Origin of the sequence: Actinopolymorpha pittospori (assembly GCF_014873875.1) — a bacterium.
GTDB classification, from domain to species: Bacteria; Actinomycetota; Actinomycetes; order Propionibacteriales; family Actinopolymorphaceae; genus Actinopolymorpha; species Actinopolymorpha pittospori.
In genome coordinates this window covers 2,118,753-2,134,644 of sequence record NZ_JADBEM010000001.1, presented here as the reverse complement: position 1 = coordinate 2,134,644, position 15,892 = coordinate 2,118,753, and the positions used below count along the sequence as shown (strand labels likewise).

Annotated in this window: 21 protein-coding genes and 1 pseudogene; 8 read left to right on the top strand and 14 right to left on the bottom strand. The window is 68.3% G+C overall.

Going from position 1 to position 15,892, the window contains the following annotated elements:
• Positions 1-93: 93 nt before the first annotated feature.
• Both HEB94_RS49140 and HEB94_RS10095 read left to right on the top strand, forming a co-directional pair.
• Positions 94-351, top strand: a complete 258-nt coding sequence (locus HEB94_RS49140) for a carboxymuconolactone decarboxylase family protein (RefSeq protein WP_202896254.1) — start codon at positions 94-96, stop codon at positions 349-351.
• An 86-nt stretch (positions 352-437) separates the two neighbouring features.
• Positions 438-1,205 (top strand): SDR family oxidoreductase, encoded by a 768-nt coding sequence (locus HEB94_RS10095; protein ID WP_192749653.1) that lies wholly within the window; start codon positions 438-440, stop codon positions 1,203-1,205.
• A 62-nt stretch (positions 1,206-1,267) separates the two neighbouring features.
• On the opposite strand, the gene HEB94_RS10090 is transcribed toward HEB94_RS10095, so the two are convergent.
• The 3 genes from HEB94_RS10090 to HEB94_RS10080 form a co-directional block, all read right to left on the bottom strand.
• Positions 1,268-1,651, bottom strand: coding sequence for a VOC family protein (locus tag HEB94_RS10090; RefSeq protein ID WP_192749652.1), 384 nt, complete (start codon positions 1,649-1,651; stop codon positions 1,268-1,270).
• Positions 1,651-1,935: an ArsR/SmtB family transcription factor gene (locus tag HEB94_RS10085; RefSeq protein ID WP_337917574.1), complete on the bottom strand. Its 285-nt coding sequence runs from the start codon at positions 1,933-1,935 to the stop codon at positions 1,651-1,653. The genes HEB94_RS10090 and HEB94_RS10085 overlap by 1 nt, the downstream gene beginning before the upstream one ends.
• 129 nt (positions 1,936-2,064) lie before the next feature.
• On the bottom strand, positions 2,065-2,793 hold the full coding sequence (locus HEB94_RS10080; protein WP_238361482.1) for an aminoglycoside phosphotransferase family protein: 729 nt from the start codon (positions 2,791-2,793) through the stop codon (positions 2,065-2,067).
• Positions 2,794-2,946: 153 nt separating this feature from the next.
• Between HEB94_RS10080 and HEB94_RS10075 the strand changes: the two genes are divergently transcribed.
• Positions 2,947-3,822: a class I SAM-dependent methyltransferase gene (locus HEB94_RS10075; RefSeq protein ID WP_337917573.1), complete on the top strand. Its 876-nt coding sequence runs from the start codon at positions 2,947-2,949 to the stop codon at positions 3,820-3,822.
• Positions 3,823-3,865: 43 nt separating this feature from the next.
• On the opposite strand, the gene HEB94_RS10070 is transcribed toward HEB94_RS10075, so the two are convergent.
• A complete protein-coding gene (locus HEB94_RS10070; protein ID WP_192749649.1) occupies positions 3,866-4,390 on the bottom strand; it encodes a DinB family protein in 525 nt (174 codons plus the stop codon).
• Between the two features lie 116 nt (positions 4,391-4,506).
• Here HEB94_RS10070 and HEB94_RS10065 point away from each other — a divergent pair.
• Positions 4,507-4,845: pseudogene (locus HEB94_RS10065) on the top strand (GNAT family N-acetyltransferase); the annotation flags it as partial.
• A 148-nt stretch (positions 4,846-4,993) separates the two neighbouring features.
• Here the strand turns inward: HEB94_RS10065 and HEB94_RS10060 are convergent.
• From HEB94_RS10060 to HEB94_RS10035, 6 genes are all read right to left on the bottom strand, one after another.
• Positions 4,994-6,409 carry an IS1380 family transposase gene (locus HEB94_RS10060; protein WP_192749648.1) on the bottom strand — a complete coding sequence of 472 codons (1,416 nt, stop codon included), beginning with the start codon at positions 6,407-6,409 and terminating at the stop codon, positions 4,994-4,996.
• A gap of 242 nt (positions 6,410-6,651) precedes the next feature.
• Positions 6,652-7,620 (bottom strand): phosphotransferase, encoded by a 969-nt coding sequence (locus HEB94_RS10055; protein ID WP_192749647.1) that lies wholly within the window; start codon positions 7,618-7,620, stop codon positions 6,652-6,654.
• Entirely contained in the window at positions 7,617-8,222 is a 606-nt protein-coding gene (locus HEB94_RS10050) for a dihydrofolate reductase family protein (RefSeq protein ID WP_192749646.1), read from the bottom strand. Before HEB94_RS10050 ends, HEB94_RS10055 begins: the two co-directional genes overlap by 4 nt.
• A gap of 51 nt (positions 8,223-8,273) precedes the next feature.
• Entirely contained in the window at positions 8,274-8,561 is a 288-nt protein-coding gene (locus HEB94_RS10045) for a DUF1905 domain-containing protein (RefSeq protein ID WP_192749645.1), read from the bottom strand.
• Positions 8,562-8,588: 27 nt separating this feature from the next.
• Positions 8,589-9,104 carry a GNAT family N-acetyltransferase gene (locus HEB94_RS10040; RefSeq protein WP_192749644.1) on the bottom strand — a complete coding sequence of 172 codons (516 nt, stop codon included), beginning with the start codon at positions 9,102-9,104 and terminating at the stop codon, positions 8,589-8,591.
• A gap of 33 nt (positions 9,105-9,137) precedes the next feature.
• Positions 9,138-10,079, bottom strand: a complete 942-nt coding sequence (locus tag HEB94_RS10035) for an aminoglycoside phosphotransferase family protein (protein WP_192749643.1) — start codon at positions 10,077-10,079, stop codon at positions 9,138-9,140.
• Between the two features lie 96 nt (positions 10,080-10,175).
• Here HEB94_RS10035 and HEB94_RS10030 point away from each other — a divergent pair, with 96 nt between their 5' ends.
• Positions 10,176-11,033 carry an alpha/beta fold hydrolase gene (locus HEB94_RS10030; RefSeq protein ID WP_192749642.1) on the top strand — a complete coding sequence of 286 codons (858 nt, stop codon included), beginning with the start codon at positions 10,176-10,178 and terminating at the stop codon, positions 11,031-11,033.
• Between the two features lie 37 nt (positions 11,034-11,070).
• Positions 11,071-11,874, top strand: a complete 804-nt coding sequence (locus HEB94_RS10025) for an inositol monophosphatase family protein (RefSeq protein WP_192749641.1) — start codon at positions 11,071-11,073, stop codon at positions 11,872-11,874.
• Between the two features lie 11 nt (positions 11,875-11,885).
• Here the strand turns inward: HEB94_RS10025 and HEB94_RS10020 are convergent, their stop codons facing one another.
• Positions 11,886-12,590 (bottom strand): VOC family protein, encoded by a 705-nt coding sequence (locus HEB94_RS10020; protein WP_192749640.1) that lies wholly within the window; start codon positions 12,588-12,590, stop codon positions 11,886-11,888.
• Positions 12,591-12,725: 135 nt separating this feature from the next.
• On the opposite strand from HEB94_RS10020, the gene HEB94_RS10015 reads away from it, so the two are divergent.
• Positions 12,726-13,265: a DinB family protein gene (locus HEB94_RS10015; protein WP_192749639.1), complete on the top strand. Its 540-nt coding sequence runs from the start codon at positions 12,726-12,728 to the stop codon at positions 13,263-13,265.
• 5 nt (positions 13,266-13,270) lie between these two features.
• Here HEB94_RS10015 and HEB94_RS10010 read toward each other — a convergent pair whose 3' ends face one another.
• Positions 13,271-13,699 (bottom strand): hypothetical protein, encoded by a 429-nt coding sequence (locus tag HEB94_RS10010; protein ID WP_192749638.1) that lies wholly within the window; start codon positions 13,697-13,699, stop codon positions 13,271-13,273.
• Between the two features lie 97 nt (positions 13,700-13,796).
• Positions 13,797-14,333, bottom strand: coding sequence for an AAA family ATPase (locus HEB94_RS10005; RefSeq protein ID WP_192749637.1), 537 nt, complete (start codon positions 14,331-14,333; stop codon positions 13,797-13,799).
• Between the two features lie 143 nt (positions 14,334-14,476).
• Here HEB94_RS10005 and HEB94_RS10000 point away from each other — a divergent pair, with 143 nt between their 5' ends.
• Positions 14,477-15,292 carry a RibD family protein gene (locus tag HEB94_RS10000; protein ID WP_192749636.1) on the top strand — a complete coding sequence of 272 codons (816 nt, stop codon included), beginning with the start codon at positions 14,477-14,479 and terminating at the stop codon, positions 15,290-15,292.
• Positions 15,293-15,305: 13 nt separating this feature from the next.
• Here the strand turns inward: HEB94_RS10000 and HEB94_RS09995 are convergent, their stop codons facing one another.
• On the bottom strand, positions 15,306-15,869 hold the full coding sequence (locus HEB94_RS09995; RefSeq protein ID WP_192749635.1) for a GNAT family N-acetyltransferase: 564 nt from the start codon (positions 15,867-15,869) through the stop codon (positions 15,306-15,308).
• Positions 15,870-15,892: the final 23 nt, after the last annotated feature.

Genomic DNA, 15,892 nt, shown 5'->3' with positions numbered 1-15,892 from the left:
CCGTGCTGGCAACGCCTCGGCAGCACGTACTTCACCATCCGAGAAACCACCAACCTCCGCAAGGCTGGGGAATCAGAGGAGCGCATCACCGCCGTGGCGACCTGGCGGGACGCCCCGTACTTCACCGATGCCGAGCGGGTCGCGCTTGAGCTCATGGAGGCCGTCCTCACCCCGAACCCGTTCGGGGAGCGCGTCCCCGACGAGTTGCACGCCAAGGCGTCCGCGCACTACGACGACAAGGCGCTCTGGATGCTCGTCATGGCGATCGCTCACATCGGCTTCTTCACCCCCGCCGCCCTCATCGCCAAGCCGATCCCCGGAAGACCACCCGGCCAGAACTACGGCGCGTAGCACTCAGGCCCGGGCGGGGGGACCGCACACCGTTCCTCGCCCTGAGGGCGGCAAGTTCTGACACGTACGCAAGAAAGGCATCGAACATGAGCGTCAGTAAGTTCGCGGTGGCAGGGGCAACCGGGCGGCTAGGACGCCACGTCGTCGACGTCCTCGCCGAACGGGGGGACCAGGTCGTTCGGATGTCCCGAGCCACCGGCGTGGACATCATCACCGGTGAGGGCCTCGCCGAGGCCCTCACCGGGGTCGATGTCATCATCGACGTCGCGTCGTGGCACGCCTCCGACCAGGAGGCCGCGACGGAGTTCTTCCGTACGGCGACCCGCAACCTGCACGAGTTCGGCCAGAAGGCTGGAGTCGGCCAGATCGTCGTCGTATCCATCATCGGCACCGACAGGGCCACCGCGGGCTTCATCGCCGCCCAGCAGGTGCACGAGGAGGCCAACGTGTCCGGCCCCCTCCCTGCTCGCATTCTGCGGGCCGCGCAGTTCCACGAGTTCGTCGGTCAGCTTCTGGACTGGCGGCAGGGCGACGTCGCCTACGTCCCGGCCTTGCCCACCCAGCTCGTGTCCTGCCGTACCGTGGCCGAGGAACTGGTCGATCTGGCCACCGACGCAGACGCGCCCACCCAGCCCGCTCCCGGAACACCGATCCCCGAGATCGCCGGACCCCGCAAGGAGACCATGGCCGAGGCAGCCACACTCCTCGGCACCCGCCGGGGCATCAAGGTCGTCGGCGTCGACAACTCGGGCCTACCCGATGCCGAACTCGCCGCCAGCGGCGCGTTCCTGCCCGGCCCCCACGCCAAGCTCGCCGGCCCCTCCTTCCAGGAGTGGCTCGACATCCAACCCTGAGCTAGGACGCCCCGACTCCGGCGCGCTGAGCCCGGACCAGGCCGGCCGACGAGGAAACCTCGCTACATCGCCGCGATCTGGATGAGGTTTCCGCAGGTGTCGTCGAACACGGCCGTCGTGACCGGGCCCATCTGCGTCGGAGGTTGGGTGAACGTCACGCCGAGGCCCCGGAGGCGGTCGTACTCGGCCTGGACATCCTTGACGGTGAACGAGGTGAACGGGATTCCGTCGTTGACGAGCGCCTCCTTGAACGGGCCGACGGCGGGATGCCCGCTGGGCTCGAGCAACAGTTCGACGCCATCGGGGTCCTCGGGCGAGACGACGGTCAGCCATCTCGCCCCACCGGCGGGCACGTCGTGCTTCTTCACGAACCCGAGCAGGTCGGTGTAGAAGGCAAGCGCCTTCTCCTGGTCGTCCACCAGGACGCTGGTGACGGTGATCCTCATCAGTCTGACTCCTTCGTCGGCTGTGGCCATCGCTCACCGATCTCGCGCAGGGGCGAGGTGTCGATGTGATGGAACTTGTATCGACCCGAGCGCTCGGTCCGGACGAGTCCAGCTGATTCGAGCACGTCGAGGTGCTGGGAGATGGCCTGTCTCGTAGCGCTCACACCGTGCCGGGAGATGAGACGGCCGCAGAGCTCGAACAGAGTCTGGCCGTCGCGCTCGATCAGTTCGTCCAGGATCGCCCGCCGGGTCCGGTCGGACAGCGCTTTGAACAGGTCACCCACTCCCGGAACCATAGGCAAGTCGCTACTTGCCTGTCAAGGAACCCGGCCGCGCCTCACCTCATGGTTTGCTGACGGAGCCGGCATCGACGCGGGACATGAGCTGCGACCGCGGGCCGCGACCGCGGCGGCTCAGCGCAGTGCGGAGAGGAGGACGTCGATGTGTCGGTTGACCGTATCTCGACTTGCGGTTGCCCACTCGATTGCATGCAGCGCCTGATCTCGTCGGGCTGCTGGCAACGCAAGGTTGGCGAGGTGCGCTGACTCCTCGTTGATCAGGACAGTCTGCTGGTGAACCATGGCGTGTACGAGTTCGTCAGCCCAGGGATAGCCGTAGCCATCACGTACGTCACGGACCTGCTCGGCTTGGTACGGGATCGGGACCTGCTCGACGGGGTAGATGGACCAGCTCCACGCCATGTATGCGACATCATCGATGCGCCTGCCTGGTCCAGCAAAGTCCCAGTCGATGAAGGCGATCGGGCAACCGTTCCGAAAGAGGGTGTTGTTGTCGCCCGCGTCGCCATGGGTGACACACTTCGCACCGGCGGCCAGGGCGTGCCCTGTGGTGACGTCGTGGAGCTGGCGCAGCATCCGTGCGCCAAGCTTGGATGCGTCAGGCGCCCGTTGGCGTGGGTGATCCGAGGTGTTACCTGGAATGTAGGTGAAGATGTCCCGGCCGGCCTCGTCAACGCCACGGTATCGAGGCGCATAGGGATAGCCGACCGACTCCAGATACCCGAGCAGTTCCTCGACAAAGGGCGAGTGCGGTCCACGAGTCCGGCGGACCGTCGAGCCGATGCGAACAAGTTCATCGGTCAGGTGGCCACCAGCAAGCGGCTGCTCGTTCACGGCATCCATCATGGAGGACGTACGCCGAGCGTGCCCAGCGGTTGTGGCGACCGACGGGATCACTCGGAGGGCCCACTCCTACGTTGCCGGCGAGACGTCTGGGCGGAAGAATGCAGCGACCGTGGGCACGGGCGTGGGGCGACTGATGCGGAGGTGGACGGCGTGGCTGTTCGTGACCGGTGGGGACAGTGGCTACTGGAGGGCAGGTTCGCTGGCCAGGACCGTACGGCGACGTTGCAGTACCTCGGCGGGATTCGCGACACGGTGCTGGACAACGCCTCTCTCTCCGACGGAGAGGCGCTGCTGGATGTCGGCTGCGGCGATGGTCTGATCGGTTTCGGCGCCCTCGACCGAGACGCCTCACAGGTGGTGTTCTCCGACATTTCCCAGGACCTGCTCGACGTCTGCGAGTCCGCCGCGTCAGACCTCGGCGTACTCGATCGATGCCGGTTCGCGCTCGCCTCGGCCGACGACCTGGGACCCATCAGCGACCAGTCGGTCGATGTGGTGACCACCCGCTCGGTCCTCATCTACGTGAAGGACAAGGAGCGGGCCTTCCAGGAGTTCTACCGGGTCCTCCGCCCACACGGGCGCGTTTCGCTGTTCGAGCCGATCAACCGCTTCGGCAGGCCGAAGTCGCCCGGATCGCTGCGGGGGCACGACCTGCCGGGACTGGAAGCCATCGTCGCCCGCGTCCGCGCCGTGTTCGAACGCGATAACGACTCCATGGTCGACTTCGACGAGCGCGACCTCGTGGACCTGGCCGAGCGCGCCGGGTTCACCGACATCCGGCTCCAGCTCCTCGTCGAGGTCAGGGACCAGAAACCGCAGTCATGGGACTCCTACCTACGCACCGTCCCGAACCCCAGAGTCCCCAGTCTCGGTGAGGCGATCCAGCAAGCCCTGGCGCCAGAGGAGCGAGACGAACTCACAGCCCGGCTCCGTCCGCTGGTCGAGCAGGGACAGGGCCGTACCCGATCAGCCCTCGCCTACCTGTCCGCGACGAAACCAGGCCCGAGGCAGAGCCCACACCACTAGACCTGCTTCCGGATCCCACGCCCCGGTTGTCCCACCTCGCACCTCACGTGGGTGCGTTCTCCTCACGGGGGTGATCGCCAATCCTCCCGTCGATGAGTTCGCGGAGGATGTCCATGTGACCGGCGTGGCGGGCGGTGTCCTCGAGCACGTGGATGAGCAGCCACCGCAACGTCACCTCGCCGGACCCGAGCCCCGGTGGAGGTGTCGCAACCTGGTCGAGGTCAAGCTCGTCGATCACACTGTCCGCGGCGGCACGGGCGCGGGCGTAGGAAGCAAGGATGTCCGCTGTCGTTTCGTGCGGCTCCACCCGCGCGTCCCCGTCACAGTCGTCCGGGTCCCAGGCGATCCACTCCGACGGTCGTCCGAAGGTTTCGCAGAACCATCCGAACTCTATGGACGCGAGATGCTTGACCAGGCCGAGAAGGCTCGTCCCGGAGGGGACCATCGGCCGGCGCACCTGCTCGTCGTCCAAGCCCTCCAGCTTCCACACCACGACGTCGCGGTGACGGTCGAGACTGGTGTGGAGGCTCTCCTTCTCACCGGCCGCGAACGGCACGTCCTGGCTCATGGGTGGTTGTCCTCCCTGGGGGACGGTGGTGGGTTGGGTCCCATCGTGCTCATCCGCTTCCTCCCCTCCTCGACCCCCTGGTGCCGCCACGGTGGTCCGGACCGTACCCTCGCGCAATGGTGTGCGCCAATCGCCTTCGAATCCGACCCGCCACGAGCAGCGATCGAGGGTTCTTCTTCGAGGTGAGGCGTGCAGGCTTCCGAACGTACGTCGAGGAGATCTCGGGTTGGGACGACGCTGAGCAGCGCACCAGCGCCGACAGGGAGTTCGACGAGCTACCGATCGCGATAGTCGAGGAGGACGGGCGGTCGGTCGGCTACCTGTGCGTAGTCCACAAGGACGAGTACGACTTCATCGACGAGATAGCGGTGCTCCCCGAGGCACAAGGCCGTGGCATCGGTACCCAGCTGCTCCGGGATGTCCTTCGGTCCGCGCAACAGCGAGGCATTCCGGTCCGACTCAGCCTGGATCCGTGGACCGGGTGGGTTGGTGATCTTGGTTGTGGGTTTGGTGGTGTGGGCTGCGGCTGGGCAGGTCGGGCTCGCTGGTCTGCCCAGCTTTCCTTTGGTTTCTGGTCGGGCCTTGACGGCGGGTGGGCAGGTTTCAGGCGAGGCGTGGTGGCCCGGTCGCAGGGCGGAACACGTTGTTCCACAGGGTTTTCCAGTGTTGGGCCCAGGGCCAGTGCTCGGGCAGGTGCAGGACGGGCCGGCGCTGAGGGCGGGCGATCCTGGCGGGGACGGTGACGATGTGACGGCGAAGCGTCGCGCCGCGGGCGAGGGCGTGGCGGGGGCTGGTGAGGGTTCCGGCGGCGCGGAGCAGGTTGTGGCAGATGGCGGCGCAGATCGCCCACGCGCTGTTCGCGGCGAACCGGCCTGAGGGCAGGTGCGCCAACGGCCCGTCGATCAGGTCAGCGAACACCGTTTCGATGATCGCGTGCCGGCGGTGGGTGATGTCAGCATCGGCGGTGGGTTCGGTGTTGTTGGTGAAGAACGGGTGATGACGCCATACCGGGAACAGCTCCTCCTCGCCGGCCTGGTCGCGGGCGCGGTCACGGACCCTGCGCACGACCAGTCGGGCGGTGACCGGGTGCTTGGTGGAGGTGAACGCGGTGAACTCCACCTCCGCGACCTCAGCATCCGAAATCAACTCACCGGTATCGTCATCGACGACAGCACCGGGGTAGTGCACCGGTGTCCAGGCGTCTTCGGCGATGCTGGCGATCGCGGCGGTGACGGCCGGGTTCTTGGTGAGCACCACCGAGAACCGCACGCCTGCCTTCACACACGCGCCGACCACGGCGTGGTTGCCATACGCCGAATCGCCCCTCACCAGGATCTGCCCGCTGGCGCCGGCGGCGCGGGCGGTGGCGATCGCCTCGGCCACCATGCTCGCCGCGCCTTTGCCGGAGCCGGCCCGTCCGGCGCGCAGCCGGATCCCGGCCACCACCGGCGCCCCCTGGATCGTGCTGATCGTGGTCGCCAGCGGCGACAGGCCCCGGCGCAACACCTGCCGGCCGCCGATCTTGGTGTGCCCGAAACTCCCGCCCTGCTTGGCGTGCCCATACACCGGGCGCAACAACGAGTCGATATCGATGAACACCCGATCCTCGATACCCGGCAACAACCCGCTGGCCTGGACAAGGTTGACCAGATGGGCCCGCGCGACCGAGGCCAACTGCTGGGTGTGGCCATGGGTGAACTCCCGCAGAAACTGACCCAACGTCGCCGGCGCATACACCCCACCAAACAGCCGACGCATCCCACCCGACCGGATCACATCCAGATCATCGATACAGTCCGCGCCCGCGGCCATCCCCGCGATGATCGAGGCCAGCTTGCCCGCCGGGTTGGCCGCCGCCGAAGCCACCGTCGTCGCCGTGATCGCGACCCGTTCGCCCACCAGCTCCGACAGGCCCGCCCGCTCCGCCAGCGCCATCACCGGCACCAGCCCCGCGCACGACACCAGATTCTGCTCATCGAAGACCGGCGTGGCTCGCGACCACCCATACGGTAGTTTCACTGTCAGTGCCTTTTGGATCGGGTTGGATCAGGACTTCGACACTCCAGATTCTCCCGATCCAGAAGGCACTTCCTCTGCTACCACGCCGAAGGACCACTCACCCGGTCCACGGATCCAGGCTCAGTGTCTTCGCCAGCAATCCGGCGCGAGGTCTCTATGCCCGCCTGGGATTCCACGTCACGCGGATCGACCTTCCGCGCATGGCGATGGAGTGGAAGCCGGACGAGGGATCACCGTCAGGATCAGCACTCGGGGCGGAGGGCCTCGACCAGCCGGCTGATCGCGGAACGGTTGAGTACCGGGGATAGCACCTGGGCGAGCATGGCCTCGCCCGCCTTCTGCTTCACCGGGTCGGGGCTGAGGGCCGTGTTCAGCACGAAGACGGTGTAGTTGAGCATGCTGCAGACAGCCGAGCGGAACGTCCCGGGCCCCACCTCGACGGGTTCATCGGCGAGGTCGAGGTAGCCGCGCAGCAGAGCGCGGGCGGCGTCGACGTCGACCCGTCCGGTGGGGAGCACGCACCAGTGGGTCAGCACGTAGCCGAGTTCGTGTTCGGGTGCCTGCGCACCGGAGTGCTCCCAGTCCAGGACGATGAGACCGCCGTCCGGATGGCGGCCAGCGTTCTGCGGGATGAGGTCGTTGTGGCACCGCCTCGGTGGCGGCGACGGGGATCCAGCCGCGTCGGCGGCCAGCACGGCGAACTCCGTGCGGGCTGACTCCACAGCGGAGTACCAGGACACGCCCTGCTCCTTGGCGCGAGCGGCGAATGCTTCCCAGGTGCTCGCCGCGGGAGGGGTAGCCAGCCACGGTGACACCTCCGACGCGGGTGCTCCGAGCGCGTGGATCCGGGCCAGGGTGGCTCCGATCTCGGCGGCGAGGGCGGGGGTGACCTCGGCCCCCTCGAACCCGGAGCAGTCCATCCACTCATACACACGCCAGTCGGCGTCCTGAGCACGAGCGAGAACGCCGCCGTCGCGGGCACGCACGGGGCGGGGAAGCCGGATCCCCTCGGAGAGCGCGAGTTCCTGGAAGGCGCAGTCCTGCTCGACGGCGACCGGATCCACGGCACGATGCAACCTCTTGATCGCGAACGGTCCCCGGGAGGTCTCGGCCTTCCAGACGCTCCCCATCATGCCTTCGCCGACGAACGTCTCGCTCGCCGGAGCGCCCAGGTCGAAGCGCGAAAGGACCTCAGCCGGGAGAACCGTCACGATCGCTCCTGTCCAGGTGCCGTCGCCGGGTGGTACGTCGCGATCACCACGCCCGAGCCCGAGGTCAGGGTGTCCACGAGACGGAGGTTCGCCGGGGCCCCGCCCTCGCGGAACATCCGCTTGCCCGAACCGATGACCAGCGGGAACACCAGCAAGCGGTACTCGTCGACGAGGGAGTGCTCGATCAACGTCTGGATCAACTGTCCGCTACCGAACACCACGATGTCGCCGCCCGGCCGGGACCTGAGGTCAGCGACCTCGGCGGGCACGTCCGCACCCAGCACCCTCGTGTCGTTCCAGGGACCGGAACTGATCGTGCGCGACGCGACGTACTTCGGGATCCGGTTCATGGCGGCGACCGCAGGCTCGGTGTCGTCGGCGTAGGGCCACTGCGCGGCGAAGATCTCGTAGGTCCTTCGCCCCAGAAGCAGAGCGCCGGCCTTCGTGGTGACGTCGGCCATCACACCCGCCACCGTGTCGTCGATGTGGGGGCTCACCCAGCCGCCGGCCGCGAATCCCCCGTCCGGGTCCTCCTCGGGCGACAGGACCGACTGCATCACGCCGTCCAGTGACAGGAAGTTGACCACGACCACTCTGCTCATGCGGTGCTCCGTTCGTCTCGGCGGTCGGGTCCTGCCCGGTGAGCCCGCGGGTCACAGGTCGACGGACAGCCGAATCGTCACGGTCTCGCCTTCGGACAGGTCCTCGGCCTTCCGTACCTTCGTCTTCACCGGGACGACGTAACGTCCGTCCTTGGGGAACAGCGAGGTGGTCCACTCGGTTGCCCCGATCCGAGCGGTGACGGGGATCATGCCCCAGCCATAGCTCACCCGCGTGGACGTCTCCTGCAGGTCGAGGCTCTCCTCTTCCGGCACCGTGACGAAGTACCAGGGCGAAGGGCCCCTCCAGTACCAGATCTCGCCGCTGAACTCCACGTTCATCGGGTCAGAATACGAGTCGCTCGGCGCTCAGTCCGGATCCTGACGCAGGCGACTGTAGACGACGAGATCATGCCACGCTCCGTGACTGAACTGGGCAGAGCGCAGGACCCCTTCGCGGGTGAAGCCGGCGCGCTCGAGGGCACGCTGCTCCGCGTGGTTGTCCGCACGCGTGCCGGCCTCGATCCGGTCCACCGGGCTCTGGGCGAACAGGTAGTCGCACAGTGCCCGGTGTGCGCGCCAGCCGACGCCACGCCCGCGCCATTCGGGGACGAGCGCGATGCCCATGCCCCAGCAGCGTCCTCCGCCGCCGTGCTGCACCGGCCGCCAGGAGACGTGACCGGCGGCCTCGCCGTCGGCGGCGACGATGAGCAGCCCGTGATCGTTGCCGAGGAATCCGTTGGCGCTGAACTCGCGCCGGACCGTGCCCGCGTCGACGAATCCGGACCAGTCCAGCCCCAGGAGTTCGGGCTCGACCATGAACCGTCGCAACAGCGGCAGATCCTCTTCGGCGACGGGGCGAAGCCACACTGACGTCGAAACCATGCGGGCGAGGTTAGCGCCCACCACCCACAGAGATCAGGCGAGGAGGACGGCGATCTGGTCGTGAGCGCCCCGAACCCACGCCTGCCTGTTCCGCTCGCGGAGGAACTGCGCGTTGGCGAGGCAGCGGGCCTGCGCCCATCGGCGTACGTGGTCCCGGTCGAGTTCGGCCGCCTCGGCGAAGATCGTCAGCCAGCGCAGGATCCCCGGCTCGAAGTCGTCGGGATCGATGAAACCCAGTTCGCGGCCCCCGACCGCGGTGGTACGGAGCAGGGTGATCGCGTCGTAGGCCGGATCGCCGGCGAAGCCTCTGGGATCGATGACCTGCCAGGGTTCTCGGACGCCCCGCAGCACGTTGTTGAAGTGCAGATCTCCGTGAACCATCGTGTCCGGCTGGTTGGAGCAGAGGTCCCAGACCGTTTCCAGGGCCGCGTCCACGACGGAGGCCGGCAGCCGATCGGTGGTCCGGTCGGCGACCCGGCCGATCGTTTCGGTCCACTCGGCCGTGATCGCCGTCAGCCGGGGCAGGTTCGAGGGCGCCGGTACGGCGAGCCGGCGGACGAGCGCGCCCGCGACCGCCATCGCTTCGTCGACAGGGAGCACTTCGTACGGCTTGCTCGGCCCGATCCGTTCGAGCAGCATCGCGAAACGCGTGTCGTCACGCTCCAACAACGCGACCGCGCCGTGACCCTGCCACGTCTCGTAGGCGTCGGGCTCGTACAGGTTGGCCGGATGTGGAAAGGACACCTTGAGCGCGACCTCGCCGTGACTCGCCGACTTCGCGGGTACGACGATCCCCACCTTGCCGCTGGCCACGGGTCCGTCGGGGACGCAGTTCCAGTGCTGCAGGAGTTCGTCGACCAGGTCCGGCAGCGACGCCAGCCAGGCGACCCCCTTGGACCCCTCCCGCGCCTGCGTGAACTGCCGCAACTCCTCGGGAATCTCCACGCGTACCGCCCTTCGGTCGAAGTCGATCATCGCATCGACCACGGGCGGCGCGGGCGACCTGAGTCGCGGGCGTGTTCCGACCGATTCGTGTTGACGGCGGCCCCGCGCACCCGGAAGTCTGCGTCGGTGAACGACGTACGGGAACGCGCGGTGACGGTCGACGACGGTGCACAGCTGTGGACCCTGAGCTCCGGCCCCGAGGGCGGATCGCCCGTCATCCTGTGTCATGGCGGGCCGGGGCTGTGGGACGACCTCGGCCCGGTCGCCGCCATGCTGGACTCGACCCACCTGGTCCATCGGTACGACCAACGAGGTTGCGGCCGCTCGACCGGACCAGACGACTACCGCGTCGAACGCGCGGTCGCCGACCTCGACGCGCTGCGACAGCACTGGGGACACGAGCGGTGGACGGTCTTCGGACACTCGTGGGGAGCGACGCTCGTCCTCGCCTACGCCTGGACGTATCCCGACCACGTGCAGGCGGTGATCCACTGCAGCGGGACCGGCCCGGGCAACGAATGGCGGGCGCCGTACCACGCGGAGAGCGCCAGGCGGCTCACGGTCGAGCAGCAGAACCGCCTCGAGGAGTTGGAGAACCAGGAGCGAAACTGGGACGAGGAAGTCGAATATCGCACCCTGTGCTGGCTGCCCGGGTATGCCGACCCCACGATGGCCGAGACCTGGGCGAGGGAGGCGGCGTCCGTTCCGTTCGAGATCAACTGGCGCGCGAACCGGGAACTCTGGACCGGCCGATCCGACCTGATCCCCGCCGCGAGGAACGTGACCGCACCGACCCTGATCGTCCACGGCGAAGAGGATCCACGACCACTCGCCAACGTCCGCAGGCTCCTCGGCGTCATCCCCAACGCCACGCTCGCCGCGATTCCCGGCGCGGGACACTCGCCGTGGTTGGAGGCGCCGGCGGTCCTCTCAGGCCACCTCAACGCCTTCTGCTCAGCGCACGCACAGCGCCTACCGTCATGATCACTCGCCAGCCACTGTGGGAACGAGGCAACCGGCCATGACCACCCCCGACGACCTGTTACCGATCGCCCGGGCCGCCATGGACATCGCCTGCGCACGACTCCTGGACCACCGACCAGAAACCGTGACCGCCAAGGGCGACCGCGACTTCGCCTCCGACCTCGACTACGCCATCGAGCGGGAGCTCCGTACCTTCCTGCGCGAGCACACTCCGCGCATCGGCTTCCTGGGGGAGGAGGAAGGCGCGGAGCAGCTCGAGGAGGACCAGCCGTTCTGGGCGCTCGACCCCGTTGACGGGACCTCCAATCTGATCCACGGTCTGCCTATGTGCGGCACGTCGCTCGGGCTCGTCCACCGCGACCGCCCGATCCTCGGAGTCGTCGAACTCCCCTTCCTGAACGAGCGCTACCACGCCGTCCAGGGGCAGGGCGCCCACCTCAACGACCGACTCGTCCACGCCGCCTCGACGGCGACGCTGGACGCGGCGATCATCGCTCTCGGCGACTACGCCGTGGGGCCGGGTGCCGGGCCGAAGAACCGTAAGCGTCTCGCGATCACCAACCTGCTCGGTCAGCGAGCCGAACGGATCCGCATGCTCGGCTCAGCCGCGATCGACCTCGTGTGGACCGCATCCGGGCGACTCGACGGAGCGATCCTGCTCAGCAACAAACCCTGGGACACCGCGGCGGGAGTCGTCATCGCCCGCGAAGCCGGCGTCCACGTGGTCGACGTCGACGGCAAACCCCACGATCTCCACTCCACCACCACCGTCGCGGCGGCTCCCGGCATCCTCGACGAGCTTCTCGTCCTCCTCGCCGACCCGACCGTCAACGCGACCTGACGCGGCAAGGCTCAGCCGGCCTGCGCCCGGGCAGCGGTGGAGCGGGTGGGCTCGGGCCCGGTCCACCCGGCGGTGCCGACGCAGGCCTCGTTTCCCTCGGGGTCGGCGAGTACCCAGTGCCCCGGCGCGTGCTCGTCCGACACCAGGCGTCCGCCGGCCGCGATGGCCGCCGCGATGCGGGTCTCGGCCTGGTCGTAGGGAACCCAGACGTCGACGTGAACCCGGCTGCGCTGCGGGCGCGGCGCGTCCATCTCCTGGAACCAGAACGGTGCCCCGCGTCCCTGCGGGTCGATCAGGTCCTCAGTGCTGTCGCCGCGGTCCACGTACCCGAGCAGCGCACGCCAGAACGGAGTCACGTCCGGACCGACCATGGCGTCGATCGTGACCTGGACCGTCTGTACGGCGGTCGGGTCGGCGGGGAAGCCCAGGTCACGCGCCACTGCCGAGATCTCCCGGGCCAGCTCGACGTCGCGCTTGCTCAGTCCGTAGTGCTCGGAGGTGATCGTGATCAGGCGTACGGTCACACCGCCATAGCGCACGTCGACGTCGGGGTGGTGCTCGTCGAGGTCGGTGAGGTCGCCGATCGCGTGCACGAGCCGGGCGCCGGCCGTAAACGACCCGGTACGGAAGTACGCGCATGCTCCTTCACCCAGCACCCGCCAGTCCTCCAGGCCCGCAGTCTCGTGGAACTCGCGCGGCGTGATCATCTCGGTCATCGGTCGAAAACTCCCTTTCTGGGGCGATCGGCGACCACGATGGCAGGCGTACTGGACATCTTCTGTCTTATTCGTTCTCGGCTCGTTCCGGCCGACGACGCCGGGGACCGTCCGCGGCCCCTACACTCTGCGCTCATGACGATGATCGACGAGCAGGGACGCCCGGAACCCCCTCTCGCGGCCGACGAGACCGCCACGCTCCTGGGTTTCCTGGACTACCAGCGCTCGACCCTGGCGTGGAAGTGCGGCGGAGTCGACGCGGCCGGTCTGCGGGTGAGCGTCGCCGCGTCGTCGATGACACTCGGCGGAATGCTCAAGCACATGGCACTCGTCGAGGACATCTGGTTCTCCTACCGCCTACACGGGCAGAAGCGACAGCACCCGTGGGACACGGTCGACTGGGCCACCGACCCCGACTGGGACTGGCGTTCGGCCGCCGCGGACTCCCCGGAGCAACTCTTCACGCTCTGGCAGGACGCCGTGGACCGGTCGCGTTCACTCGTCGCGAAGGCGCTGACGAGCGGCGGACTGGAGCAGTTGGCCCAGCACGCCTGGCCGGACGGTCAGTCACCGAGCCTGCGCTGGATCCTCTGTCACATGATCGAGGAGTACGCGCGGCACAACGGCCATGCCGACCTCATCCGGGAGTCGCTGGACGGACTCACCGGCGAGTAGCCCGCTCAGTCGGCGCAGGCTGGACAGTTCAACTCCACGAAGCGGGCGAGCACGCTGAGGTCGCCGGCCTTCGCCTCGACGATCCCTGGGTGGTTGATCGCCTCCGGGACCCGAGCCAGCCGCTCGAACACGGCCAGCCGCTCCACCTCCGAGTCCGCCTCGAGCAGCACGCGGTACCACGCGCATCGCCACAGCAGCCTCGCCTGGTCAGCGCCCGTCCCGGGTCCGTACATGATCCCGGCTCCGTCGACAGCCACCCGAGGAAACGGCTCGTGCGGCTGGGACCAGTCCGGCGGAAACTCCAGCTTCGCGACTTCTTCACGGAACTGAGCATTGGCTTCGTCAGGCGTCAGGGCCGTTCGCTCCCGCTCCGCGCCGGTCGCGCGGCGAATCGCCTCCTTTGCCAGCGCCCTTGCCATCCTCACAGTCGCCACGTCCCTTCCCCCGTCGGATACGTCGGTGACCAACATCGCCGATCCTAGGCGCGCTCTCCGCTGGCCACGCCGTCAAAGAAGCTGTTCGTCGACCACATCAGAACCGTTGACGAACGTCGATGTCGGGCAGGCGAGGGTCGTAGCCAGCTGTCGTGTCGACGAGGAGCGTCGGCACGGCAAGGGAGATGGGATCGAACGCACCGTCGCGGCGGCCGGTGGCGCGGGGCGGAGTGTGCGCGGCCTTCCGAACGGGGTTTGCCGCGAGGCGCTGGAGGTTTCTGGCCCGTGCGGTGTCCGGGTCGACCGTGCAGCGGATGATCCGAACCCGCGCGAGGCGCACGAGTGGTTCGAGACCGGGCCGCCACAGCCTGTCCTGGAACGCCGCCTCGGCAACCACGGTCGTTCCCGCACGAAGGAGAAGCTCCAGCACAGCGAAGAACGTGGGAAGGGTTCGCTGGGTCAACGCGTCCCCAGGGCCAGGCTCGAACCCGGGGTTGGCGTGGACCATGCCCTCCTTGATCTCGTCGCGACAGATCGCAGGACAGCCGACCGCTCGAGCGATCTCGTGGGCGAGGGTGGTCTTGCCGTACCCACCAGCAGGTCCACTGACGACAACGAGGGTCGGCAACACCACGGGCACCTCCTGGCGCGGTCGGTGTTCGAAGGCGGGCTGCGACCCGTCACCGGCAGCTGCCGACCATACGCCCTGTCGGTGGCCTCCGATAGGAAGTGAGGAGGTCGCCAGTCGACCTGCACGCCACCGGGAGGAGTCACCCGATGAAGCAGGGTTCGAGGCCTGATGCCGGTCTGCCGCGTGTCGTGGTCTCCGTGGGCATGTCGGTCGACGCTCGCGTCACGCTCAGCCGCGACCGACTGTTGCTGGACGAGGAGACGGCGCGCGTGTGGCGGTCGTTGTCGCCCGCGAGTGCCCAGGCCCTTGGGGACGCCCGCGAGGCCGAGCTCGCGCGGCTCTACCAGCCGCGGGCGGTTCTGGAGGGAAGTGGCACGTTCGTCACGGACGACGCCGGTCCGTTGACCGGGCTCCCTGTCGTGGTCGACCAGCCCGCGGACCAGCTCTACACGGACTTCCTCCCGGAGGAAGTGCTCGAACGCCCGGACCACGACAAGTGGTTCACCGTCGTCGACGGCCGCGGCCGCGTCAACTGGGACATGAAGGGCGGGAGTGGCGGGTGGGACCTTCTGGTCCTGGTCGCCCGCGCCACGCCCGCCGAATACCTCGCCTTCCTGCGGAAGGAACGCATCTCCTACCTCGTCGTCGGTGAGGAACGCGTCGACCTCGCCACAGCCCTGCGCCGGATGCGGGAACGCCTGGGTGTCACCTGCGTCGTGTCGAAGGCGGGTGGAGGTCTCAACGGCGCGTTGCTGCGTGCGGGGCTCGTCGACGAGATCCACCTTCTGGTCATGCCCGCCGCGATCGGCGGGCGAGGGACACCGACGCTCTTCGACGGACCCGAACTCACCCACGACGAGGCGCCCACCCGGCTCCGGCTGATCTCCGTACGCACCGAAACCGATGGAATGGTCTGGCTGCGGTACGAAGTCATCCACGAGGCCCCGGCGCCGGCCGCGTAGGCGCCCGCCGGTTTCAGGAGCGAGTGAGGTCGAGACGCATGACCGCTCGCTGCGGAGACGGCCGGTCGACGCACCTGAACCCACACTCGGCGAAGAGCTTCTCCCGTCCGAGGTACAGATCGCTCTGTCGCCGATCGTCCCCGCTACGAGGCCACCCCTCGATGGCCGGCGCGCCGTAGCCCCGCGCGAGCTCGACAGCCGCGCGCAACAGGTCATAGGTGATGCCTGCACGGCGGCAGCCGCTGCGGACGAAGAAGCACGGCAGGAGCCACACCTCGGCGTCCTCCGACTCGTCGCGGTTCTTGAGGATGCGGGACCGCGGCCCGATCGCCGCGGGGTATCGCGACCTGGGTCCCAGGGAGCACCAGCCGACCGGTTCGCCCTCGCGGTAGGCCAGCAGCCCGACGGGCGGGTCGGCCGTCTCGGCGAGCTTCTCCAGCCGGGCCCGGTTTCCCCCATTGGACCAGCCGGCGTGGTAGACCTTCCGGGTCACCGAGAACGCCTGGCACCAGCAACCCCGCGTCGACGGATGCGTCTCGAACAACGCCGCCAGGTCGGCAAGTCGATCCGTCGTCACCGGCCAGACCTCGACACCGCTCG